Origin of the sequence: Flavobacterium hungaricum, assembly GCF_015182285.1 — a bacterium.
Lineage (GTDB): Bacteria > Bacteroidota > Bacteroidia > Flavobacteriales > Flavobacteriaceae > Flavobacterium > Flavobacterium hungaricum.
In genome coordinates this window covers 30760-54885 of the sequence record NZ_PRDM01000004.1, presented here as the reverse complement: position 1 = coordinate 54885, position 24126 = coordinate 30760, and the positions used below count along the sequence as shown (strand labels likewise).

The window sequence follows — 24126 nt, the reverse complement described above, 5'->3', positions numbered from 1 at the left end:
ACAAAACGTCTCTTCTAGCCCCGATGGGAGCGGCATCCTTTTTCTGGCTCCTTTAGCCAGAAAAAGATACAGCGGACAGCGGGACTCATGGTCTTGAAAAATAAAAATAGTGCTGCTGCTTAAAAATAATTACGAAAGCTTCATTCTCAATTATGAAATAGAGTTAATCTAATAATGTCGAAAATCTAACAATTTAAACGATCGATAAGACGTGATTTTTGAGTACTTTCGTAGTTATTAAATTTTATCCATGAAAATAGCAATCGTTTGTTATCCTACTTTTGGCGGAAGTGGCGTTGTAGCTACAGAATTAGGTCTTGAATTAGCCAGAAGAGGACACGAAATACACTTTATAACATACAGTCAGCCAGTAAGACTGGCACTTTTGAATCCGAATGTGCATTATCACGAAGTTAATGTGCCAGAATATCCATTATTTCATTATCAGCCCTATGAATTGGCTTTGTCGAGCAAATTGGTCGATATGGTTAAATTGTACAAAATTGAACTTTTGCATGTGCATTATGCTATTCCGCATGCTTATGCGGGTTATATGGCAAAGCAGATGCTTAAAAATGAAGGAATTAATCTGCCAATGATTACGACACTGCACGGAACAGATATTACGCTGGTAGGAAATCATCCGTTTTATAAACCAGCAGTTACTTTTAGTATAAATAAATCAGATTATGTGACTTCGGTTTCGCAGAGTTTAAAAGACGATACTTTAAAATTGTTCAAGATTAAGAACAAGATTAAGGTGATTCCGAATTTTATTGAGCTGAACAAGGTTAAGAAAGATCCGACCGCACCTTGCCACCGTTATGTAATGGCCAAAGAGAACGAAAGGATTATAACCCATATTAGTAATTTTAGAAAAGTAAAACGCATTCCGGATATCATCAAGATCTTCTTTAACATTCAGAAAGAAATTCCAGCCAAACTGATGATGGTTGGTGATGGACCTGAAAAAGAAAAAGCAGAAATTTTATGTCAGGAATTGGGGATTTTAGATAAAGTGATTTTCTTTGGAAACAGTCACGAGATTGATAAAATTTTATGCATGACCGATTTGTTTTTGCTTCCTTCTGAAACAGAAAGTTTTGGTTTAGCAGCGCTTGAAGCTATGGCTTGCGGCGTTCCAGTTATTTCGAGTAATTCGGGCGGGCTTCCAGAGGTAAATTTTGACGGTTTTTCGGGTTATTTAAGTAATGTTGGAAATGTAGAAGAAATGGCTGCGAATGCGCTTAAAATCTTAAAAGATGACGCAGTTTTAAGTCAGTTTAAGATAAATGCTCTCGAAGTGGCTAAGAAGTTTGATATTCATAATATCCTGCCTAAATACGAAGCTTTGTACCAAAAAGCAGTTGACGATTATAAATATGAGAAACATTAATTTAAAGAGAAGTATATGAAAAAAGTAATTTCGATTTTAGCCATTTTTGTTTTGATTTCATGCGGTGCCAAAAAAACTACTGGTTCAACTGGATTGTATGAGGTTTTGACCACTCAATCTGACGGCGGCGGCAATATTAAGTTTTTTGAGATTTTGACGGAGCCAAATGAGATTAAAATGCTGGAAAATGATCCGCTTTTGGCAGCTAAAGTAAAAGAAAGTGATACCAATACTTCCAACTATGTGATTTTGAATATGGGAGAAAAGAACACCAGCGGTTACAGTATTGAGGTTGTTAATGTAGAAGAAACGGATAAAAATATTGTTATTACAGTAAAAGAAAATGGTCCTTCTCCTGATACTATGACAATGCAGGTAATCTCGTATCCGTATACTGTGGTGAAAATAAATTCTAAGAAAGAAATTATTATTAAATAGTTTTTAGTTTTAACCGCAAGGAGCGTCAATATTTATCCTCCTTGCGGTTAACATTTTTTAGCTTGCATCAAAAAAAAACCTGTCGCTTACACGACAGGTTTCTTCTTACAATTATTTTTTATTTTTCAATTAGAATCTGTATTTAACGCCTAAACCAACGTCAAATCCAAAATTGTCATCATCATAATAGCCTGAACCAATTTCTGGTCTTGCATCTAATGATAGTGTAATTGGCACTTCTTTAAATAGGTATTCGATACCAATATCTCCAGCAGCAAAAACATAAGTTCCGCTGTCATCATATCTATAGTTGTTGTTATAATAGTTATAATCCCAAGCGGCAACTCCACCACCGACACCTGCGTACCAGTTAAAGCCTCCGTCAATGTTCCAAACCCATTGATAAAGAGCCACACCTTTTACAGCGTCTACATCTCTGCTGTTTCTCCAGCCTAAATCAAATTCTAATCTGTTTTTTTGATTTAATCCTAATTGGTAAGATACTTCTCCTCCAAATCCGTTATTGTCTCCTAAACGCAAACCTAAAGTATGTTTTGAAATTTCTTGGGATTGAGCAGTAAATGCTAATCCAAAAATCATAATGGCAGATAATACAATCTTTTTCATAAAAATGGTTGATTAATTTTTTTTCAAATGTATAATTACAGTTATATAGAGAACGTATATTATTTTTGAAAATTGTTATATAATTTACATTTTTATATATTTTGATAGGTTTAGAAAGGCTTTAAGCAGGCTTTAGTAGCTTTATTTCAAGATGATGGAAGAAATTAATTGTGAGGTTAAAGTCTCTTCCATTTCAAAAACATTTTCTTCTTCAACAAAATTACTGGCTTTATAAGAGAATAATTTCCATCTCTTTTTATGGTATTCGAGTGCCGTAAGGTTTTCTACCCAGTCACCGGAGTTAAGATATAATGTAGAGCCGTATTTGTTTTCTATAGATGCTATTTTGGGCTCGTGAATATGCCCGCAGATTACATAATCATACTTTTTTTCGATTGCAAGATCGGTTGCAGTAGTTTCAAAATCAGAAATAAATTTAACCGCCTTTTTAACGCTCGCTTTAATTTTTTTAGAAAAAGAATAAGGTTCGCGGCCGAGTTTTGCCAAACACCAATTAGCAAATCGATTGATTAAAATAAGATAATCGTAACCTAATCCGCCCAATTTTGCAATCCATTTGGAGTGTTGAACAGATGCATCAAAAACGTCTCCGTGAAAAATCCATGCTTTTTTATCGTCTAATTCTAAAACTAATTTATCAACCAAAGCAAAATTTCCCATATTCATATCGCTGAATTTGCGAAGAATTTCATCGTGATTTCCAGTGATGTAATAGACTTTTGTGCCCTTAGATGCCATTCCGATTATACGCTGAATGACCCTCAAATGCGCTTTTGGGAAATAGGATTTTCTAAACTGCCAGGCATCAATAATGTCTCCGTTTAAAACAAGTGTTTTGGGTTTAATGCTTGAAAGATAGTTGTTTAGTTCTTTTGCGTGACTTCCGTAAGTTCCCAAATGAACATCAGAGAGAATGACTAATTCGACATTTCTTTTTTTCAATTTTTCTTGATTTGAAGTTTAACAAATGAAAGAAAGTTTGCTGAGTTTTGTTTTATCAAAAGGTTATGAAAAAGAGGATATTTTTACCAAATTGTAATTTTTAATCGATTTAATGTTTAGTTAATAATACCAGTTTTAAATTTTTTAATTTAATTCATAAAACTTACATTTGCTCAAAACAAATTACAATGGCGGGAAACAGCTACGGCACACTATATAAAGTAACAACATTTGGAGAATCTCACGGTGAAGCATTAGGCGGTATTATTGACGGATGTCCTTCGGGAATCGAACTTGATTTTGAAGCAATTGAATTGGATATGGCCCGCAGAAAACCGGGGCAGTCTGCAATTGTAACGCAAAGAAAAGAACCAGATGCGGTTCAGTTTTTATCTGGAATTTTTGAAGGAAAAACTACTGGAACTCCAATTGGGTTTATTATTCCGAATACCAACCAAAAATCGGATGATTATTCTCATATCAAAGACAATTACAGACCAAGTCATGCTGATTATGTTTACGATCAAAAATACGGTTTCCGTGATTATCGCGGCGGCGGCAGAAGTTCTGCGAGAGAAACTGCAAGCAGGGTCGTAGCGGGAGCAATTGCCAAACAAATGCTTCCAGAAATTAAGATCAATGCTTATGTTTCTTCTGTTGGTCCAATTCATTTAGAGACTCCGTATCAAGATTTAGATTTTTCAAAAATAGAAAGTAATCCTGTTCGCTGCCCAGACGAAAAATCGGCAGCCATCATGGAAGAATATATTCGTGATATACGCAAGCAAGGCGATACCGTTGGAGGTGTGGTTTCGTGCGTGATTCAAAACGTGCCAGTTGGTCTTGGAGAGCCGGTTTTTGATAAACTTCATGCTGAATTAGGAAAAGCAATGCTTTCTATTAATGCCGTAAAAGGTTTTGAATACGGAAGCGGTTTCTCTGGTTCTGAAATGAAAGGAAGCCAGCACAACGATTTGTATAATTCTGACGGAACTACAAAAACAAATCTTTCGGGAGGTATTCAGGGCGGTATCAGCAACGGAATGGATATTTATTTTAGAGTAGCTTTTAAACCTGTTGCAACTATTATGCAGACACAGGATTCGTTAGATAATAAAGGAAACATTAAACCAATGACCGGAAAAGGACGTCATGATCCGTGTGTAGTTCCTCGCGCAGTGCCAATTGTAGAAGCAATGGCAGCCATTGTTTTGGCCGATTTTTATTTAATCAACAAAACATATTAATTAAAGGTAAGGCAGTGAGGGCCTTATTATTTTAATAATCAAAAAAAACATTAATGCAAGTAACAGAAAATCAAAAAAAGTCTTTTTTTAAAGGACTAACAGGGCAGATTTTAATCGCAATGTTTCTAGGGGCAGCTTTAGGAATTATTCTGCACAACACTATTTCGCCAGAAGCAGCACAGTCATTCAGTACTAAAATTAAAATGCTGGCGACTATTTTCATTCGTTTGGTGCAAATGATTATTTCTCCTTTGGTTTTTACGACTTTGGTAGTAGGAATTGCAAAATTAGGAGATATTAAAACTGTTGGAAGAATTGGCGGAAAAGCGCTTGGCTGGTTTTTTACAGCTTCATTTATTTCACTTTTAATAGGGTTGTTTTATGTAAATATTTTACAGCCTGGTGTTGGTTTAAAGCTGGAGCACGTAGATATGGCGGCAGCTTCTGAAGTTACAGGTAAAACTCAAAATTTATCTTTTGAAAACTTCGTAGAACATATTGTGCCAAAAAGTATCATCGAAGCAATGGCAACCAACGAAATTCTGCAGATTGTTGTTTTTTCTATTTTCTTCGGATTAGCGGCAGCTTCTTTAGGATCTACAGTAAAGCCCATCATCAATGCTTTTGATAAATTATCGCATATCGTTTTAAAAATGGTGAATTATGTAATGAACTTTGCTCCAATTGGAGTTTTTGGTGCCATTGCAGCGGTATTTGCCATTAGGGATGCAGAAGAATTGGTTATTACTTACTTCAAATTTTTCGGATCATTCTTGATCGGTATTACGACATTATGGGTGCTTTTGATTGCGGTTGGTTATATTTTCCTGAAAGGAAGAATGACCGAATTATTGAAACGTATAACCGGACCATTGGCGATTGCTTTTGGAACTACAAGCAGTGAGGCTGTTTTTCCTAAATTGACAGAAGAATTAGAAGCTTTTGGTGTAAGAGATAGAATTGTATCGTTTATGCTGCCTCTTGGTTATTCTTTTAACTTAGATGGAAGTATGATGTACATGACTTTTGCAAGTATATTCATAGCGCAGTTCTACAATGTTCATCTTGATTTGGGAACGCAGATGGCAATGCTTTTAGTTTTAATGCTTACCAGTAAAGGTATCGCTGGAGTGCCGAGAGCCAGTTTAGTGGTTGTTGCGGCAACTTGCGGGATGTTTGACATTCCTATTGAAGGAATTGCATTGATCCTTCCTATTGATCATTTTTGTGATATGTTTAGAAGTGCTACCAATGTCTTAGGAAATGCTTTAGCAACTTCTGTTGTAGGACAATGGGAAGAGGGTAAAGGAGTTGAGATCGATTTGAGTAAATAAAAATATCTTGATTTAACTCATTGTCTTGGTTTTTACTGAGTTAAAGAGTTGAACAAAAAAATTAGAAAAGCTGCATTTTTTTTTGAAATGCAGCTTTTCTTTATTTTAAAGTGTATATTTGGCGAAACTAGCCGCTAATGCCCCAAAAACGGATTTTTTTTTACCTGTTAACCTTACTGATTTGTGGTTTCAATTCGGTATTAGGGCAGTCTGACTCTGTTTCAGAAAATCAGATTAAAAAACTTACACAACAGGCTTGGGACTATTATAAGGAGTCTAATTTCGAAAAATCACTAATTACTTCCCGTGTCGCTTTAAATCATGCTGTAGCGGCCAAAAATAACGCCTTGATTGCAAAGTCGTATAAAATTATAGCAGGTAATTTTAACGAACTTTCAGAATTTGATAAAGCACTTTTCTTTTATCAAAAAGCGCTTTATTATGCCAATAAAACAGAGAACGATTCTATTAAATACAGCTTATATAATAATTTAGGGAATATTTATTGTTTCGAAAAAAAGCAATTTGACAGAGGGATCAACTGCTATAAAAAATCGATTGCCTATAGTTTTAAACTTAATAATTTGAGCCAGATTTATTTTACTAATGTAAATATGGCCTGGGCTTATTTTGATGTCGGCAGATTTGAAGAAGGTTATCCGTATTTAAAATTTGTAGGCAATAATGTTGAAAAGTATGGAGACAAGTCGACGGAAATTGTCTATAATATGCTGAACGGAATGTATTCTAATTACTGCGGTCAGAATACGAAGGCAGATGATTATTACTTAAAAGCAATTGAAGCTGGAAGAAATAGTGACGAAGAATCGGATTTGTCGTACGCACACCTGGAATATTCTAAATTTTTGACGAAAGTTGAAAGGTATAAAGAAGCCTATGAAAACTTGGTGCTGTTTAATAAAATTACAGAAAAGCTGTACAGTCAGGAAAAGATAAAAAAAGCCTCAGCTGCCGGATTTAATCTGGAGCTGGACGAGTATAAAAGACAGATTGATAAAATAGAGAACGAGAAAACGAGCCAGTCTCAGAGTCTTAAAAAATCACGTATTATCGTAATATTATTTGTTTTGATTTCGTTTATTCTGCTCTTTTTAATTATTACTTTAATTCAGAACATTCGATTTAAGAAAAAACACAATTTAGAGCTTCTAGAAGCAAAAGAAATTGCAGAAGAAGCTTCGCTGCTTAAAACACAATTTATTTCGACTATAAGCCATGAATTGCGTACACCGCTTTATGGAGTTGTGGGGATTACGAACATGTTGTTAGAAGAACATAAAGAATTATCCAGAAGCCAGCATTTGAGTTCCCTTAAGTTTTCTGCCCGCTATTTATTGTCTTTAGTAAATGATATTCTTCAAATTAATAAAATCGAAGAAAATAAAGTAGTTTTAGAGAATTTGACTTTTAATATTTCAGATGAAATTACGGTTATTAAAAATTCTCTTTCGTTTCTTTCGAAGAAAAATAACAATAAAATTTCTATTGATATTGATCCTAATATTCCCGAATATCTGATTGGGGATAAACTTAGGCTGTCACAAATTTTAATGAATTTAGTGAGCAATGCATTAAAGTTTACAAAAGACGGTGAAGTTGAAATCGTAATAAAATTGATAAAAGTAGAAGGAAAAATGAATTTCTTAGACTTTTTGATAAAAGATAATGGCGTGGGTATTGCGATTATTGATCAAGGGAAAATTTTTGAGAAATTTGTTCAGGTAGGGCGTAAGGATGAGGATTATCAAGGAACAGGATTGGGACTTAGCATTGTAAAAAGATTGTTAGGGCTTTTTGGAAGTGTAATTACACTTGACAGCGATCTCGGAAAAGGCACTTCATTTACATTTGTTATTCCGTTCGAGCATGATTTGGCCAAAACAAAAAACATTATAAACGAAATTGAAGTGGATTTGACCTCTAGTGAAATCTATAATATTCTGGTGGTTGAAGATAATTTGATCAATCAGCTGGTAACCAAAAAGATTATCGAAAAGAATAATTATAATTGTAAAGTTGTCGATGACGGATTTGCGGCTCTTAGAATCTTGGAAACAGAAGTGTTTGACATGATTTTAATGGATATTAATATGCCGTTAATGAATGGGTTTGAAACCACAAAAAGAATTCGTTTAATGGGGATAGAAACGCCTGTGGTTGCGTTGACTGCTTTTGATAAAGACGAAATTACCGATGAAGCCATTTCGTCTGGAATCAATGATATTATTATAAAACCCTTTGAGCCTGTAAAACTCTTTAAAATAATCAATTACTTAATAAACGAAAAAAACGCTGTTTAATACCAGCGTTTTTTGTTTTGTTTAGAAGCACTTGATTTTCTCGATTTATGAGCACCGCCGCTTCTGTTAGAATTTTTAGGCTTCGGATCTCCTGCTTCTGGACTTCCAGAATGCCATTGATACGGATGGTCTGCTATCGTTTTTACGTCAACTTTTATTAATTTCTGAATGTCTTTCCAATACGGAAGTTCGTCTTTACCGCAAAAAGAAATTGCAATACCGCCATTTCCGGCGCGGCCCGTTCTTCCAATACGGTGAACATAAGTTTCGGGAATATTTGGCAGATCAAAGTTAATAACATACGGCAGCTGTTCGATGTCAATTCCTCTTGCTGCAATATCAGTAGCGACCAAAACGCCTACTTCTTTATTTTTAAAAGCATCCAAAACACGTTGTCTCGCATTTTGAGATTTGTCTCCGTGAATTGCTTCTGCTGGAATGTCTTTTTTACGAAGTGCTTTTACAACATTATCAGCACCGTGTTTTGTTCTTGAGAATACCAGTACGTTTGATAAATTTTCTTCTTTGATTAAATGATAAAGCAGGTTTCTTTTTTCTGTTTTGTCAACAAAATAAATACGCTGTTCTACATTTTCTGCTGTAGAAGAAACAGGAGATACTTCTACTTTTTCTGGATCCTGCAGGAACATTTCTGCCAATTCGCGTATCGCAATAGGCATCGTAGCAGAGAAAAGCAGTGTTTGTCTGTTTTTTGGCGTTAGTTTTACAATCTTTTTAACATCGTTTATAAAACCCATGTCCAGCATTTGATCGGCTTCATCTAGTACTAAAGTGTGCAGATGATTAAAATCAAGAAAACCTTGTTTGTGTAAATCCAGCAGACGTCCCGGAGTTGCAACCAGAATATCAACGCCGTTTTTTAGCGCATCAACCTGCGGGTTCTGAGAAACACCGCCAAAAATAGTAAGCTGCGTTAAATTGGTATATTTAGCATAAGTATCAAAACTCTGGCCTATTTGAACGGCTAATTCGCGCGTTGGCGTAACTACTAATGCACGTATTTGTTTGGCCTTTTTTGACGAACCGACAATGCGGTGTAATTGATGTATAATTGGAATAGCAAAAGCCGCTGTTTTTCCTGTTCCAGTTTGTGCGCAGCCGATTAAATCACGGCCGGAAAGAACAATCGGAATTGATTTTTCTTGAATTGGAGTAGGGTTTAAATAGCCTTCTTCAAATACGGCTTTTTGTATACTTTTTGAAAGTGATAGATCTTCGAATAACATATCTTAGGTATTAAAGCATTTTGGTTTAAAATACCAAAATGCTGTGCAAAGATAGGTTTATTCGATCAATCGTTTGTTTTAATTGACTTTTATTTAGCAAATGCCAAATTTAGAGAGAAAAACACAAGGGATAGAATTAGTCTTTTTCGATATTGGCCTTAATAAAATCGGTTACCAGGTACCCGATTAATTTACCAATCAAATTATTGTTGGGAGCATTGTCTAAATCGGGTGCGCCTTCGCAAATGTGCAGATAAGCGGCATTTTTGTGTTCGCCGAAAAAAGACACAAATTGTCTCAATTCTTCTACAGAAAACCCGCTGATTGTCATGGCGCTGCTGGCAATATTTGGAATGGCGTCTAAGTCAATTTCGATTCCAAAAGCATCATTTTTTATAAAATCCAGTGCCGTAATCATTTCACGGTTAAAATCTTTTTCTTTTCGGATGTTTACGCTGTCGTAAGTATTGTAGCGTACACGATCTTCGAGCTTTTTAATGATGTCTAAAACGCTTTTTGAAGTATAATTTTCATGCAGTCCAAAAATAAAGTATTTCTTTAAAAAACCTTCTTCGTAAGCATAAGAAAATCCGTTGCCGCTATGACGGCCTTCTAGAATTCTAAAATCTGAGTGCGCATCAAAATTTACTGCATTTACAGGCTTTCCTTTCGCTAAAGCGGCACCTTTTATATTTCCGTAAGCGTTATTATGACCGCCTCCGATTATGATAGGTGTTTTGCCGGCTTTAATAATAGTGAAAATAATATGAGAAACTTCTTTGTCTATTTTTTCGACTAACTGGCTTAATTTGGAACGATCGTCAATATCATTAAAATCAAGGTTTTCAACATCGCGCATTTCTTGTGCGACATTAATATGCCCCAATACAATAATCTGGCTTCCTTTAGAAAAACGGTTGTGCTGAATATTAGCAATACTCTTTATCGCACTCTGCCAGGCAGAAGCGGCTCCGGGTCTTCCGTAGTTGGCGCGTACGCCGATATCTTCGGGAATTCCTAAAAGTACGTATTTAGCTTCACTTTCTTTTAGAAAATTAACGATGTCAGCTCCAGCGGGAATGACAATCATTTTTTCTCCAAACTTGATCTCACCGCTTCTGTGATTGGTTACCTTCGCTAAATCATTTATAGTAAAACGCGTTAATTTCTCCATGAAAAAAATTTATTCTTCAAAAATAATATAATTGTAGAAACTTACGTTATTACCTTATATTAATTCTTAAATTTGTTTTTAAAGAAAATTATTTAAATATGGAAAACCCAAAGAACAACAATTCAAGTCTAAAAGCGGTAATCGCAGTTTTAGCAGTCCTACTAATTGGTAGTTTAGTGTATATTTTTAAATTGTCATCAGATTCTGATGTTACAAAAACAGAATTGACAACAACCTTAACAGAGAAAGAATCTGTTATGAAAGATTTGCAGGAGTTAAAAGCCACTTATGATGCTGCAATCGCTGAAAATACGTCAATGTCTGACGAATTAATTCAGGAAAGAGATAAAGTTGTAGCTTTGATGGACGATTTAAACAAATCTAAAGGAGATGTTTCTAAATACAGATCTCAAGTACAGGCAATGCAAAGCAAAATGAAAACTTTGGTTGCAGAAAATGATGAGTTGAAAAAACAAAATGGTGTTTTAACTACTCAAAGAGACAGTACAATTGTAGTTTTAGGAGAATCTAAAAAATACAATGAAGTTTTAGTTGGTCAAAACGAAGAGTTGGCAAAAACAGTTGAAAAAGGTTCTAAATTATCAGTTTTGAATACTAAAACAGCTGCTTACAAATTGAAAAGCTCTGGAAAACAAGTTGAAACTGATAAAGCTAGCCGTGCAGATGTTTTAAAAATCAGCTTTACAATTGCTGAAAACCAAATTGCTAAATCTGGTGATAAAACATATTATGTACAAGTTATCGATGCTAAAAACAATGTTTTAGGAGATAAGAAAACGGAAAGCTTTGGAGAGAATTCTTTAACATACAGCTTTAAAACTACAGTACAGTACGAAAACAAATCGGTAAATGTTGTACAGGATCTTCCTGGAAAAGACTTTGCTAAAGGAACTTATTTTATCAATGTATTTGATAATGATGAATTAGTATCTAAAACTAGTTTCAGTTTAAGATAATCGGCCAAAGGGCATAATACCACTAAGATATTAAAGGTCTGTGATTTTCTCACAGACCTTTTTTTATGGTTGTTTTTAATTAAGAATTTTTCCTTCAATGAAAACGGTATCTATTAAATTGCTTCCAAACGCGTACGGAATTTGATAATAAGATGAAACAGGCTTTGTGAGGATTATATTGGCTTTTTTGCCTTTTGTGATACTTCCGTGGGTTTCTGAAAGTCCCATTGCATAAGCGCCGTTTATTGTTGCTGCATTTATGGCTTCTTCGGGAGTCATTTTCATTTTAATACAGGCCGTTGCCACTACAAAATTCATATTTCCAGATGGAGTAGAGCCGGGATTAAAATCGGTTGCTAAGGCTATAGGTAAACCTGCTTGAATCATTTCGCGGGCGGGTGTGTACGGTATGCTTAAGAAATAAGAACAAGAAGGCAGTGCTACAGGCATTGTTTCTGAGTTTTTTAAAGCTTCAATATCTTCTGCTGTCATAATTTCAAGATGATCAACAGAAAGGGCATTAAATTTAACCCCAGCCTGAATACCGCCAATAGAATTGAATTGATTGACGTGGATTTTTGGTTTCAAGTCAAAAGCCAGTCCAGCTTCCATAATTTTTTCAGTTTCTTCTACAGAAAAATAACCGCTTTCGCAAAATACATCTACATAATCGGCCAGGTTGTTTTTGGCAATTTCGGGCAGCATTTCATTGATGATTTCATCAAGATAACCAGCTTTGTTTTCTTTGTAATGCAATGGAAAAGCATGTGCTCCCAAAAAAGTAGCTTTTATAGTTATGGGATAGTTTTCTGCTAACTTTTTAATTACACGGAGTATTTTCAGCTCGCCGTCAACCGTTAATCCGTAGCCTGATTTTATTTCTACGGCGCCCGTTCCTAAACGCATTACTTCTTCAAGACGTATTTTAGACTGTTCGTAGATTTCTTCTTCGGTACTGTCGTTGAGTTTTTTGGCTGAATTTAAAATACCGCCGCCGCGGCTGGCGATTTCTTCATAAGATAATCCGTTAATACGATCCACAAATTCCTGCTCGCGATTGCCTGCATATACAATATGCGTATGACTGTCGCACCAAGAAGGAAGAACGACTTTACCTGTCGCATCTATAATCTTGTCGGCGTTAATTTTAGGGAGATTTTCCATTGATCCAAAATCTTCTATAAGACCGTCTTTTAGAAATAAAAAAGCATTTTTAATGGTAGGAAGTTCTGCCATTTCGGCTCCTGAAACTTTAGCGATTGAAGTTTCGCGAACCTGAAGCAGTTCTTGTATGTTGGTAATTAATGTTGTCATTATTGATATTGTTATAAAATACAAATTTGCTTCGCCTATTCACTTCGTTCGAGTCACAAATTATCACGAACTAATCCGTGAAATCTGTGAAATTTGAGTTTTTATTTTTTTTTTTACTTTTCCTATTCTGAAACGGTAATTTCGAACATTTTACTCCAGTTTTTTCCTGTTACAAAAATGGTTTTGGTTTTTGGGTTGTAAGCAATTCCGTTAAGAACATCGTCTGTTGTAATGTCAGTCATTGTTTTTCTTAAGCCAGATAAATCAAGAATTTGCTCAACTGCGCCAGAATTTGGATTTACAACTGCAATAGCATCTTTAAACCAAATGTTAGCGTAAATTTTTCCATTAATCCACTCAATTTCATTTACCGCTTTGATTTTTGAACTTCCTGAATAAACGTTAACATAGTCGATCATTTTTTGATTAGCAGGGTCAACTTTCCAGATTTTTTCAGTTCCATCTGTTTGATAAATGTTTTTGCCGTCATTTGTCATTCCCCAGCCTTCGATGTCTTTCTCAAAATCAAACGTTTTTTCAAGTTTTAATGTTTTAGCATCGTAGATAAATCCTTTTTTGTTTTTATAAGTTAACTGAAATAATTTTCCGTTTACAAAAGTGATTCCTTCTCCAAAATACTGCTGGTCTAAGTCGATTTGTTTAAAAACTTTTCCAGTTTTATAATCGTATTTTTTAATGAAAGAAGCACCTTCCTGACCTGTACTTTCGTACAAAGTATCATTGTAAAACTCTAAACCTTCTGTAAAAGCTTTTTTGTCGTGAGAAAAGGTATTTACAACTTTATATTTTAAAAGTTTTGGTTCAATATCCGAAACGAGTTCAATTCTTTTTGTTGCATCAGAGGAATCGTCACCAAAATAAACGGTTGCTTTTAGATATTGATAACCTAATTTTTGATCGATTAATTCAAATCTAAAATCTTTTGCACCTTTTGTGCTTCCAACTCTTTGATCGTTTATGAAGTACGCAACGCTGTCGATTTCTTTCGATTTTGGGTTTAAAATTCCAATTGTAAGCGGTTCTTTTTGCGTAAAATGAGCCGGAAAAGCACTATCATCAATAGTAAATAAAGAATTTTCGCCTTTATTTTTTTCTCCGCATCCGATTAATGTGATTCCTAATAAAATGACAGATAGGAAGTTATATGTTTTCATGGTTAAAAATTTGAATAAGCCAATATACGATGATATTTTTATAGCTACAAAGTTCTTGCAAAAATATAAAAAGGTTGTATATTTGCACCGGCAAGTCCTACACGACCAGCTCCTGCAGACTCCCCCAGGATGGGAACATAGCAAGGGTACGTGGTTGAGCGGTGCGATGTAGGTCGCTTGCCATTTTTTATTTTTTAGAATTTGTATAAAAGTAGTCTTCCTTCGGGAGGATTTTTTTATTTTTACCCTAATTGAAGTTAGAAGTCATTGGTTAAAAGTTAAGGGTAAATGCTTTGTATGCGGCTCAAAATAAGACCAATTGAAAAAAAAATATAACTCATAACCTATAACTTATAACTAATAAAAAATGAGTAAAGTCGTTTTAATTACAGGCGGTTCATCTGGAATCGGAAAATCTATTGGGGAATTTTTGCATCAAAAAGGTTTTGTGGTGTATGGAACGAGCAGAAATCCTGAAAAAGTTTTAAATTCTGTTTTTCCGCTTGTTGCTTTAGATGTTCGTAACGTCGAATCTATCAAAAGTGCGGTTGCAAAGGTTATCGAAACTTCTGGAAGATTGGATATTGTGATTAATAATGCGGGTGTTGGTATTACAGGACCTTTAGAAGAAATTCCGACAGAAGAAATCAGAAATAATTTTGAAACTAATTTTTTTGGACCAATTGAGGTAATGAAAGCGGTTCTGCCGCAAATGCGTGCACAGCAATCGGGACTTATTATTAATATTACGTCAATTGCGGGCTATATGGGATTGCCGTACAGAAGCGTTTATTCGGCTTCAAAAGGAGCTTTAGAATTGATTACAGAAGCGCTGCGAATGGAAGTGAAGTCTTTTGGAATTGAAATTACGAATGTTGCGCCAGGCGATTTTGCGACTAATATTGCTGCCGGCCGTTATCATGCTCCAGTTGTTAAGGATTCTGCTTACGAAAAAGTATATGGAGGTATTTTGGCTACGATGAATGATCATGTAGATGCAGGAAGTAATCCGAATGAAATGGCAGAAGCTGTTTATAAAATCATTCAGACTCAAAAACCAAATGTGCATTATAAAGTCGGGGCTTTTATGCAGAAGTTCTCAATTGTTTTAAAACGCGCACTTCCGGATAAGATGTACGAGAAGATGCTTATGAATCATTATAAATTGTAACGCTATGGATAAGATTATAGAGTTTGTGCCTGCTATTTTTGCGGTTTTAATTTTTTTGGTTATTTGGTTTGTAATTCGCAGAATTGTGAGTGCTTTAAGTGATAAGATTAATAACTCTGAAATTCAGAAAGAAGAAATGCTTACAGTTCTTCAAGAGATTAGAGATGAGTTAAAAGAATTAAACAAGAAAAAATCTTCTGGAAACTTATAAATGATTATGTTTTAGCTGTATTTGAAACAATAGGACCTATTTTTAAGATTGAAAGTAAATTTATTGTTTACTATTTATTTTGTGAATTTTAGTAGAATTTGCAAATTGATTTTGTTTTTGAAATTGTTATTGATATTGATTTTGTAATTTTGCAGCTAAATTTGCGTGAGGGATAGAAGCAGACTACCGAAGTAGTGCGGATAGCCCGACCAGATTTGAAAAAGGCGCTCATAATCGTTTTGTTGAGTGCGCCTTTTATAAATCTGGTCACGCCCAGTTTATCAACACAATTTAAATAATATAAATTATGAAATTTTTTATTGACACAGCTAATTTAGCTCAAATTAAAGAAGCACAGGCTTTAGGTGTTTTGGATGGTGTAACAACTAACCCGTCATTGATGGCAAAAGAAGGTATTACCGGAAAAAACAACATCTTGAAGCATTATGTTGATATTTGCAATCTTGTAGAAGGTGATGTAAGTGCTGAAGTTAATGCCCTTGATTTTGACGGAATGGTTAAAGAAGGTGAGGAGCTGGCTGAATTACATGACCAAATCGTAGTAAAATTACCGATGACGAAAGAAGGTGTAATGGCTGCTAAATATTTTTCTGATAAAGGAATTAAAACAAACGTAACGCTTGTTTTCTCTGCTGGACAGGCTTTGCTGGCTGCAAAAGCAGGTGCAACTTATGTTTCTCCTTTTATTGGTCGTTTGGATGATGTTTCTACAGATGGTTTGAACTTGATTCAGGAAATTAGAGAAATCTACGATAACTATGGTTATGAGACTCAAATTTTGGCTGCTTCTGTACGTCACACGATGCATATTGTAAATTGTGCTAAAATTGGTGCTGATGTTATGACTGGACCTCTTTCTGCAATTTACGGATTGTTGAAACATCCTTTAACTGATATTGGTTTAGCGCAGTTCGTAGCTGACTTTGAGAAAGGAAATAAGTAATCCTGAGATACTTATAAAATTAAAATCGTCTTTTTTCTAACGAGAAAAGGCGATTTTTTTTTACTTTTATATCAATCTTAAACTATTGATTATGAAAGTGATATTGGTAATGCTGTCTTTTTTTGCTGCTAGTTTTTCGATAACTGCCCAAGCTGCAAAAGTAATTACTTCGGTAAATGAGGCTGGGGATGTAGCGACGTATGAATTGGATTGTTCGGTTAAATTTCAAACGCTGGCCAAGGGACTGCGATACAATATCACACGCCACGAGTTTAAGGGACCTGAAATGAAAAACTCGTATAGGTTACTGCTGGTTATGGATGGATTTTATTCGAAGACCTTGAATAGTGAAATGACTATTGCTGCGGTTTTGAGTGATGGTACGGTATTGAAGGCTAGAAAGACGATAGAAGACGATGGTTTTTTTGATGGTGCCTGTACGTTGAAAATTAAAGATCCTAAAGCGCTTTTAGATGCCAATATTGATAAAATTATAGTGCATGCGGACAAAGATGTAGTTTATACGATTTCTGCGCAGAATAAAGCTGTTTTTAAAAAGAACTTGAGTAATGTTATTAATGCCAAGTAAAGAGGCTGAGGTTCTGAGTTGGTAAGATTCTAAGGTTTATTTTTTTTGAATAAAAAAAATCCAAATTCCGTTATTAAAATTGGAATTTGGATTTTTCTTATATTGGAATTTTTTAAATCTTAGTGTCCTCCACCAGCACTTTCTATGTGGCTAATACCTTGTCTTTTTAAGATTTTTGGGCAGTAGAAGCCGTAGAATCCTAAATAGGCAAAACCTAGAAGTGGCACGATATAAGAGAAGTGTGTATATGTGATTCCGAAAATTCCGTCTGGATTTGTTGCGTCTAAGTCACAAATACTTCCTTGGATAAGTGGGATTACACCACCTCCAAGAATCATCATGATTAAGAAAGAAGATGCTTTTCCGGTGTTTTTTCCTAAACCTGCGATCGCTAAATCGAAGATTGAAGGCCACATGATCGATAAGAATAGTCCGCCAGAAATAAAGAAGAATTTAGCGATTTGCGGATCTGGCCACACTAATCCTAAAATCATCATTACTAATCCTGAGATTCCGAAAAGCATTAAAGTTTTTCCAGCATTTTTACCTCCTACAAAACTTACTGCAATGAATAGCAGAATCCAAATTGGATAAATGTAGAATGAAGAAACGTCGTGTGCTGCAAAGATATTAGCTCCAATAATTACTCCAAAAGCTACTGCAGGAACAATAAATTTAAGAGCTGTATTTACTAAGTTTGAAGTGTTGAATACGTTTGCACCGCCATTCCAGCGGCCGATCATTAAACTTCCCCAGTAAAGAGCGATAAATGGCGCAATAGCGTCTTCAAGAACGTTTCCGAATTCGCTTGTGTGTAATAAGGCAGGTAAATTACTAATGATGGTAACTTCTGTTCCAACATAAATAAAGATACCTAACATTCCTAAGTATAATTGCGGGTAGTCTAAAATATTGAATTTACTGTGTTTTTCTTTAATTACAGCTTCTTCCTCTTTTGCAGGGTTTTCGATTTTAGAAAAATTCATGAAAACCGCAACAACGATAAAAGCAAGACCTAAAATAATGAAAGGCAGTTTGATATCTTCTAAAGAAAGTGCTGTTTTTTTATCGTCGCCCATTCCGAACAAAGCGATACCAAGTAAAATAGCTCCGATTGTTGTACCAAAAGAGTTGATTCCTCCTGCAAGGGTCAAACGGTGTGCTCCAGTTTCTGGACTTCCCATTTTAATCGCTAACGGATTGGCAACAATTTGTTGGATTGAGAATCCTAATCCTACTGTAAATAAAGCAGTTAAAAAGAAAGGGAAACTTTGGATTGTAGCTGCTGGAACGAATAAGAACGATCCTACTGCAGATAAAATTAATCCGGCAGATAATGTTTTTTTGTAGCCGTATTTTTGTAAAACGTCTACTTTAAGAGAAACGATGAAGAATATGATAGATCCTACAAAGTACGCTGCATAGAAGGCCCATGCTACTAATTGTGATTGTACTTGCGATAACGTAAATACTTTTTTGAATACTGGAATCAGGATATCATTGGCAGAACCAACAAATCCCCAAAAGAAGAAAACAATTATCAACGAGATAAATTGTCCCCACTTGGTTTGTACATTTTCTGAAGTCATAATAATGATGAGGTTAATTTTTTTTTATATTTCTGTTTTTTGAAGACCGTAAATATATTTCTTACGATTAGTAAAAAAAAATAAAAAGGTATAAATAATGTTAAATTTATACCAACGACACTATTTTTTCAACAAAGTGTTAATTTTAACCACTTTAGAAAACGGATTTCGTAATTGTATTATTCCAATATCTTGTTTTTGACTTCTTTGCTGTAGTTTCGGCCTATCGGAATGGTATAAGATTGGATCTGGATTCGGTTTCCTTCGATAGATTTTACTTTATTCAAGGCAATTACAAAAGATTTATGGATGCGTAAAAAACGATCGGAAGGAAGTTCTTCTGATAACGAAGTGAGTGATTTATGGGTAATATAGGTTTTGTCTGGTGTTACTACTTTTATGTATTCTTTCATTCCTTCAACAAACAAAATTTCTTCAATATTAATCTTCATCATTTTTTTATCGACTTTGATAAAAATATGCGAATCACCTTTGGCGGTTTCTACTTTGATATTGTTTTTAAGATTGTATTCGGTAGTAATTTTGTTGATGCATTTTATAAATCGAGGAAGTGGTATTGGTTTTACCAAATAATCTAAAACGTCTAGATCGTAACTTTCGGCGGCAAATTCTCTAAAAGCGGTAGTTATAATCACTTTGGTTTTGTTTTCTATCAAACTAATAAGTTCAAATCCGGTCATCATGGGCATGTTGATGTCTAAGAAAACAGCGTCAACATTTGCAGTGTTGATGAAATCAAGAGCTTCTAGTGAATTATTGAATGTTCCTACTATTTCAAAATCTGTAAAATTAGTAAAGTAATTTTGCAGGACTTTGATAGCCAGTGGTTCATCATCAACTATAACGCATTTAATCTTCATTATGGATAGGTATTTGTAAACGGATTATGTAAAAATTTAGTTTGGTAGTTTGTTTGAGACTAAAATCGCTTTTGTAAATCAGTTTTAGTCGTTTTTTGGTATTTCTCAAACCAATGCCGCTTTTTGGATTTTGATATTGTGAAATTACGAAATTATTTAAGATTTCAAAGTCTAGGGTTTGATTGTCAATAACTTTGCAGTTGATCTTTATTTTAAGATTCTTATTGTTTAAACTCCCGTGTTTAAAAGCATTCTCTACCAATGAAATAAAAATTAAAGGCGGTACCGATACGTCTTCAATATTCGATTCGAGATTTATGGTAACTTCTACATTTTCAAATCGCAGTTTTTCGATTTCGATATAGTTTTGAATATAATCGATTTCTTTTAATAAAGGAACAAATTTGGTTCCTTTAACATCATACAATACATATTCCATCAAATTGGAAAGTTTGATGATGACGTCGGGAACTTTATTAGAAGATTCTAAAGAAAGCGCGTACAGATTATTTAAGGTATTAAAGAAAAAATGCGGCTGAATCTGGTTTTCCAGGTATTTTAATTTGATTTTGAACTGGTTTTCTCGTAAAGATCTGTTTCGCTCCCTTTCTCGCAGCCATGTTAATGTCAAGTAAACAGAAGAAGCCATGGCCAGAACGTACAATTCGCCAATGCAGACTGCGACAATATGATTAATCTCGAACGGGTGGTATTCGCGATTGGCTTCTGGCCAGATATTTTCGGATACAATATAGTAGGTAAGAGCAGTCTTTAATAAATAAACCCCAAACAGACTTAATAGCAGTGCGATGGTATATTGAAAATATTTTTGTTTTAAAACATATTTTGGAACTAAAACAAAAAGGTTGAAGTAAACCAAAGGTACATGAAGTGAAAACTCTATTAAGTTCGATTTGAAGGAATACGGATAATCATTAAAGTAAGCTCCCCACCTAAGAAAGTTTAATGTAAAGTAACTGCCCCAAAACCAAAGGTGGTTTTGCAGTTTTATATCAAACTTAACTTTTTTAATTTCTTTCAATTAATAAAAATGTGAGATTATTGCTGTTTTTGTGTGATTGTAATTTTTATGCAACTTTAAACAATTAGTTGCAAAGTGACAATTCTTTTGAATAAAAAAACGATAAAAAAGTGAAAAAATAAATTATTTCATAAGTAAAACGTTTTCGTGTAGCGTATTATTGAATGGTTTAAGCTTCTCAGTCTTATAAGCTTATTGATCAAGCAATATACTTTAATAATAATTAGGTAAAATGAGTTTTTTAGTGTTTTTTATTGATGAAATTAATAGAAATGCTATTGTTTGTGAATCGAAAAACGTTTTCGTAAAACGCATTATTGAATAATTCATGTCGTTCGTTTAAAATTTTAGGCTGTTGGTTTAATTTATTTTTTTTAACAATGTCTTAAGAATAATTTTACCTCATAACTAACAAAATAAAATAAACATGAAAAAAATTTTCTTAATCTTTATGATTGTTTTTACTGCGCAAGTTTCGCTTGCTCAAGTAAAAAATGTCAAAGGTGTGATTACGGATTCTGACGGAATGCCATTGCCAGGGGCATCTGTTGCTGTACAAGGAGGTCAAAAAGGTACAAGTACCGATTTTGATGGATTGTATTCAATTGAAGTTCAAAAAGGGCAGACTTTAGTTTTTACATATGTAGGGCTGGAGACGCAGTCAATAGTTGTAGGAGATGGTTCTACTATTAATGTAAAATTAGTTCAAGGAGCTTCAAATGCTTTAAATGAGGTTGTAGTTACTTCATTAGGTATTAAAAAGACAAAAAAATCATTAGCATATGCAGCACAAGAACTTAAAGGAGAAGAATTAACTCGTGTAAAAGATGCCAACCTTATTAATACAGTAGCGGGTAAAATTGCTGGTGTTGCCGTAACGAGAAGTTCGTCTGGAGCGGGAGGAACTACAAAAGTTACTATTCGTGGTAATTCATCATTTGTAAACAATCAGCCATTATATGTTATTGACGGTATTCCATTATACAATGGAGGTTCTGGACAGCCAAACGGAACTTTTGGAGATTTGAATGGTGGTAATAAAGATGGTGGAGATGTAATATCTTTAATTAACCCTGATGATTACGAAGGAATGACAGTTCTTAAAGGTGCTGCTGCTTCTGTATTATACGGTTCTCAGGGAGCAAACGGGGTAATTTTATTATCTTCTAAAAAAGCGAAAGCTGGAGCAGAATCATTTAATGTTAACTCAGTAACAACATTTGAAAGCGCTGCTTATCTTCCAGAATTTCAATCAGATTATACTTCTAATGCTGGAGATCCAAGAAGCTGGGGAGCAAAACAAAAAGTAGAATCAGATAAAGATATAAAAGACTTTTTTGAAGTAGGTAATACGCAGATTACATCGATGACTTTTTCTAAAGCTACAGATGGGGCATCTACAGCTTTAAGTTATGCAAATACAGATTCTAATGGTATAGTTCCAGGAAATCATTTAAAGAAAAACAACTTTGGAATTCGTCAGACAAGCAAATTCTTCAAAGATAAATTAAGTGTTGCTGTTACAGCAAATTATGTTACTCAGACAATCAATAACAGACCAACAAATGGTTTGTATTTTAACCCAATCGCTGGTGTATACAGTCATCCAAGAGCATTTTCTCTTAATGATTTAAAAACATATGAAGTTTTTGATCCTGTAAAAAACATGATGCAGCAAAATTACCCAGGGTTTGCCGCTGTAAACGAAAGTAATGAAAACCCATATTGGCAGATTAACAAACAAAAATCTGTAGATCAAAATAATTTCTTTAACGGAGCAATTGCTTTAGATTATAAAATAGCAGAGTGGTTTCACTTAACTTCAAGATACAGCTACAATAGAAACGAAAGTAATTTCCAAAAAAGAATGTACGCAACTTCTGCAAGCTCAATTGTACATCCAACAGGAAGATATATCAATGCAAATTTGATCGGTACTCAAAATTATGCTGACTTAATTGCTTTAATTAATACTAAATTTTCTGAAAACTTTAGCTTTAATGGTACTTTAGGTACTAGTATCAATCATTCTAAAGTTACTGGATTAACAATCGATTCTGGTATTGGAGGCGGTTTAGTTTATGACAATATCTTTACGCTTGGAAACTTTGTAAGTAATAACGGAAATGTTCAAACAGGATCTGCAAGAGAAGTTCAGTCAGTATTTGCGGCTACTACTTTTGGTTACAAAGATTATTTATTCTTAGATCTTGCAGCAAGAAATGATTGGTCATCTACACTGGTAAATACACAAGATCCAGGATATTTCTATCCTTCTATTGGTGCCACTGCAATTCTTAGCGAAATGGCGACTATGCCAGAATTTATTAACTATGGTAAAGTTCGTGCTACATATGCTAAAGTTGGTAATGATATTGCGGCTTCAATTACAAGTCCTACATCTAGTATTGTTGCAGGAAATAACGTAAACCCTACGGTAGGACCAAAACCAGGAACAAGTTTAAAAAATGAGTTAAAATCGGAATTAGAGCTTGGTACTGAGTGGAGATTTTTTAATAACAGACTAGGTTTTGAATTGTCTTATTATACTTCAGAAACAAAAAACCAATTTCTTCAAGTTCCTGCAGAATCTACAAATGCTAACGGATATACTTTTTATGCTATTAATGCTGGTAGTATTTCTAACAAAGGATTTGAGATTGTTTTATCAGGTGATATTATTAGAGGTGAAAAATTCAATTGGGATACAAGAGTTAACTTTTCACAAAATAAGAGTAGAGTAAATGATATTCCTTCAGAATCAACAGGCGGAAGAATCGTTCTTACTGATCCAGGTTCTAACTCTTACAGATATTCATTAATTGAAGGAAGACCATTTGGTGTAATCGAAGGTTTTGACTTTAAAAAAGATGACCAAGGAAGAATCTTAGTTAATGATGATAATACATTACAAAGAACAGACTGGAAAGAAATCGGAAATGCAAATCCTGATTTTATGTTAGGATGGTCTAATACATTCAAAATTGGAGCATTTACTGCAAACATTTTATTGGACGGACGTTTTGGCGGAGAAGTACTTAGTTTAACGCAGGCAATCAATGATTTTAATGGTGTTTCTAAAGCAACAGGTGATGCTAGAAATGCTGGAGCTGTAAGTCTTAATGGTGTTAAAGCTAGTGACGGAACACCAGTAACTTCAATGGATCCTTATACATATTACACAAATACTTCAGGAAGAAACGGAGTTAGCAGCCAATATATTTATGATGCTACAAATGTAAGTGTTAGAGAGATTTCTGTTGGATATACATTCAATAAAGCAAAATTACCTTTTGTTCAAACAGCTACAATCTCTTTAATTGCTAGAAATTTATTCTTTATTTATAAAGATGCTCCATTTGATCCAAATGTGGCGCTAAGTACAGGTGAAGGTTTACAAGGTGTTGATGTATTCGGAATGCCGTCAACAAGAAGTATTGGTCTTAATTTAAACTTAACATTCTAA

The 24126-nt window shown here is 34.4% G+C and carries 20 protein-coding genes and 1 other RNA gene; 12 read left to right on the top strand and 9 right to left on the bottom strand.

Annotated features, from left to right (window positions below; genetic code table 11):
- Positions 1 to 250: 250 nt before the first annotated feature.
- Positions 251 to 1396: an N-acetyl-alpha-D-glucosaminyl L-malate synthase BshA gene (gene bshA / locus C4F50_RS16485; protein WP_194139755.1), complete on the top strand. Its 1146-nt coding sequence runs from the start codon at positions 251 to 253 to the stop codon at positions 1394 to 1396.
- Between the two features lie 15 nt (positions 1397 to 1411).
- Positions 1412 to 1834: a protease complex subunit PrcB family protein gene (locus C4F50_RS16480; RefSeq protein ID WP_194139754.1), complete on the top strand. Its 423-nt coding sequence runs from the start codon at positions 1412 to 1414 to the stop codon at positions 1832 to 1834.
- A gap of 129 nt (positions 1835 to 1963) precedes the next feature.
- Here the strand turns inward: C4F50_RS16480 and C4F50_RS16475 are convergent, their stop codons facing one another.
- A complete protein-coding gene (locus C4F50_RS16475) occupies positions 1964 to 2461 on the bottom strand; it encodes a hypothetical protein (RefSeq protein ID WP_194139753.1) in 498 nt (165 codons plus the stop codon).
- Positions 2462 to 2602: 141 nt separating this feature from the next.
- A complete protein-coding gene (locus C4F50_RS16470) occupies positions 2603 to 3424 on the bottom strand; it encodes a UDP-2,3-diacylglucosamine diphosphatase (protein ID WP_194139752.1) in 822 nt (273 codons plus the stop codon).
- Positions 3425 to 3612: 188 nt separating this feature from the next.
- On the opposite strand from C4F50_RS16470, the gene aroC reads away from it, so the two are divergent.
- From aroC to C4F50_RS16455, 3 genes are all read left to right on the top strand, one after another.
- On the top strand, positions 3613 to 4671 hold the full coding sequence (gene aroC / locus C4F50_RS16465; RefSeq protein WP_194139751.1) for a chorismate synthase: 1059 nt from the start codon (positions 3613 to 3615) through the stop codon (positions 4669 to 4671).
- Between the two features lie 53 nt (positions 4672 to 4724).
- Entirely contained in the window at positions 4725 to 6005 is a 1281-nt protein-coding gene (locus tag C4F50_RS16460; protein ID WP_194139750.1) for a dicarboxylate/amino acid:cation symporter, read from the top strand.
- A gap of 137 nt (positions 6006 to 6142) precedes the next feature.
- Entirely contained in the window at positions 6143 to 8326 is a 2184-nt protein-coding gene (locus C4F50_RS16455) for a response regulator (protein WP_194139749.1), read from the top strand.
- On the opposite strand, the gene C4F50_RS16450 is transcribed toward C4F50_RS16455, so the two are convergent.
- Positions 8323 to 9573, bottom strand: coding sequence for a DEAD/DEAH box helicase (locus tag C4F50_RS16450; protein ID WP_194139748.1), 1251 nt, complete (start codon positions 9571 to 9573; stop codon positions 8323 to 8325). The genes C4F50_RS16455 and C4F50_RS16450 overlap by 4 nt on opposite strands.
- Before the next feature lie 136 nt (positions 9574 to 9709).
- Positions 9710 to 10747 carry a formimidoylglutamase gene (locus C4F50_RS16445; RefSeq protein WP_194139747.1) on the bottom strand — a complete coding sequence of 346 codons (1038 nt, stop codon included), beginning with the start codon at positions 10745 to 10747 and terminating at the stop codon, positions 9710 to 9712.
- A gap of 98 nt (positions 10748 to 10845) precedes the next feature.
- On the opposite strand from C4F50_RS16445, the gene C4F50_RS16440 reads away from it, so the two are divergent.
- Positions 10846 to 11724, top strand: coding sequence for a hypothetical protein (locus tag C4F50_RS16440; RefSeq protein ID WP_194139746.1), 879 nt, complete (start codon positions 10846 to 10848; stop codon positions 11722 to 11724).
- A 75-nt stretch (positions 11725 to 11799) separates the two neighbouring features.
- Here the strand turns inward: C4F50_RS16440 and hutI are convergent, their stop codons facing one another.
- Positions 11800 to 13038 carry an imidazolonepropionase gene (gene hutI / locus C4F50_RS16435; protein ID WP_194139745.1) on the bottom strand — a complete coding sequence of 413 codons (1239 nt, stop codon included), beginning with the start codon at positions 13036 to 13038 and terminating at the stop codon, positions 11800 to 11802.
- A 122-nt stretch (positions 13039 to 13160) separates the two neighbouring features.
- The gene (locus C4F50_RS16430; protein WP_194139744.1) at positions 13161 to 14213 is read right to left on the bottom strand and encodes a glutaminyl-peptide cyclotransferase; all 1053 of its coding nucleotides are present in this window, start codon (positions 14211 to 14213) and stop codon (positions 13161 to 13163) included.
- An 88-nt stretch (positions 14214 to 14301) separates the two neighbouring features.
- On the opposite strand from C4F50_RS16430, the gene ffs reads away from it, so the two are divergent.
- From ffs to C4F50_RS16405, 5 genes are all read left to right on the top strand, one after another.
- Positions 14302 to 14399: signal recognition particle sRNA small type (gene ffs, locus C4F50_RS16425), an RNA gene on the top strand.
- A 181-nt stretch (positions 14400 to 14580) separates the two neighbouring features.
- Entirely contained in the window at positions 14581 to 15384 is an 804-nt protein-coding gene (locus tag C4F50_RS16420) for an SDR family oxidoreductase (RefSeq protein WP_194139743.1), read from the top strand.
- A 4-nt stretch (positions 15385 to 15388) separates the two neighbouring features.
- A complete protein-coding gene (locus C4F50_RS16415) occupies positions 15389 to 15595 on the top strand; it encodes a hypothetical protein (RefSeq protein ID WP_194139742.1) in 207 nt (68 codons plus the stop codon).
- 307 nt (positions 15596 to 15902) lie between these two features.
- Positions 15903 to 16559, top strand: coding sequence for a fructose-6-phosphate aldolase (gene fsa, locus C4F50_RS16410; protein ID WP_155077919.1), 657 nt, complete (start codon positions 15903 to 15905; stop codon positions 16557 to 16559).
- A gap of 91 nt (positions 16560 to 16650) precedes the next feature.
- Positions 16651 to 17148: a hypothetical protein gene (locus C4F50_RS16405; RefSeq protein ID WP_194139741.1), complete on the top strand. Its 498-nt coding sequence runs from the start codon at positions 16651 to 16653 to the stop codon at positions 17146 to 17148.
- 119 nt (positions 17149 to 17267) lie between these two features.
- On the opposite strand, the gene C4F50_RS16400 is transcribed toward C4F50_RS16405, so the two are convergent.
- The 3 genes from C4F50_RS16400 to C4F50_RS16390 all read right to left on the bottom strand — a co-directional run bounded on the left by C4F50_RS16400 (position 17268) and on the right by C4F50_RS16390 (position 20660).
- Entirely contained in the window at positions 17268 to 18737 is a 1470-nt protein-coding gene (locus tag C4F50_RS16400; protein ID WP_194139740.1) for an MFS transporter, read from the bottom strand.
- Positions 18738 to 18916: 179 nt separating this feature from the next.
- Positions 18917 to 19618, bottom strand: a complete 702-nt coding sequence (locus C4F50_RS16395) for a LytR/AlgR family response regulator transcription factor (RefSeq protein ID WP_194139739.1) — start codon at positions 19616 to 19618, stop codon at positions 18917 to 18919.
- A complete protein-coding gene (locus C4F50_RS16390) occupies positions 19608 to 20660 on the bottom strand; it encodes a sensor histidine kinase (RefSeq protein WP_194139738.1) in 1053 nt (350 codons plus the stop codon). The genes C4F50_RS16395 and C4F50_RS16390 overlap by 11 nt, the downstream gene beginning before the upstream one ends.
- Positions 20661 to 21087: 427 nt before the next feature.
- Here C4F50_RS16390 and C4F50_RS16385 point away from each other — a divergent pair, with 427 nt between their 5' ends.
- Complete coding sequence (locus tag C4F50_RS16385; RefSeq protein WP_194139737.1) at positions 21088 to 24126, top strand: SusC/RagA family TonB-linked outer membrane protein; 3039 nt, start codon at positions 21088 to 21090, stop codon at positions 24124 to 24126.

Coding starts and splice junctions, on each gene's coding strand:
- C4F50_RS16480 (WP_194139754.1), top strand. CDS start 1,412: ATGAAAAAAGTAATTTCGATTTTAGCCATTTTTGTTTTGATTTCATGC.
- C4F50_RS16430 (WP_194139744.1), bottom strand. CDS start 14,213: ATGAAAACATATAACTTCCTATCTGTCATTTTATTAGGAATCACATTA.
- C4F50_RS16400 (WP_194139740.1), bottom strand. CDS start 18,737: ATGACTTCAGAAAATGTACAAACCAAGTGGGGACAATTTATCTCGTTG.
- C4F50_RS16385 (WP_194139737.1), top strand. CDS start 21,088: ATGAAAAAAATTTTCTTAATCTTTATGATTGTTTTTACTGCGCAAGTT.
- C4F50_RS16395 (WP_194139739.1), bottom strand. CDS start 19,618: ATGAAGATTAAATGCGTTATAGTTGATGATGAACCACTGGCTATCAAA.
- C4F50_RS16460 (WP_194139750.1), top strand. CDS start 4,725: ATGCAAGTAACAGAAAATCAAAAAAAGTCTTTTTTTAAAGGACTAACA.
- C4F50_RS16445 (WP_194139747.1), bottom strand. CDS start 10,747: ATGGAGAAATTAACGCGTTTTACTATAAATGATTTAGCGAAGGTAACC.
- C4F50_RS16440 (WP_194139746.1), top strand. CDS start 10,846: ATGGAAAACCCAAAGAACAACAATTCAAGTCTAAAAGCGGTAATCGCA.
- fsa (WP_155077919.1), top strand. CDS start 15,903: ATGAAATTTTTTATTGACACAGCTAATTTAGCTCAAATTAAAGAAGCA.
- bshA (WP_194139755.1), top strand. CDS start 251: ATGAAAATAGCAATCGTTTGTTATCCTACTTTTGGCGGAAGTGGCGTT.
- C4F50_RS16475 (WP_194139753.1), bottom strand. CDS start 2,461: ATGAAAAAGATTGTATTATCTGCCATTATGATTTTTGGATTAGCATTT.
- hutI (WP_194139745.1), bottom strand. CDS start 13,038: ATGACAACATTAATTACCAACATACAAGAACTGCTTCAGGTTCGCGAA.
- C4F50_RS16455 (WP_194139749.1), top strand. CDS start 6,143: ATGCCCCAAAAACGGATTTTTTTTTACCTGTTAACCTTACTGATTTGT.
- C4F50_RS16450 (WP_194139748.1), bottom strand. CDS start 9,573: ATGTTATTCGAAGATCTATCACTTTCAAAAAGTATACAAAAAGCCGTA.
- C4F50_RS16405 (WP_194139741.1), top strand. CDS start 16,651: ATGAAAGTGATATTGGTAATGCTGTCTTTTTTTGCTGCTAGTTTTTCG.
- C4F50_RS16415 (WP_194139742.1), top strand. CDS start 15,389: ATGGATAAGATTATAGAGTTTGTGCCTGCTATTTTTGCGGTTTTAATT.
- C4F50_RS16420 (WP_194139743.1), top strand. CDS start 14,581: ATGAGTAAAGTCGTTTTAATTACAGGCGGTTCATCTGGAATCGGAAAA.
- aroC (WP_194139751.1), top strand. CDS start 3,613: ATGGCGGGAAACAGCTACGGCACACTATATAAAGTAACAACATTTGGA.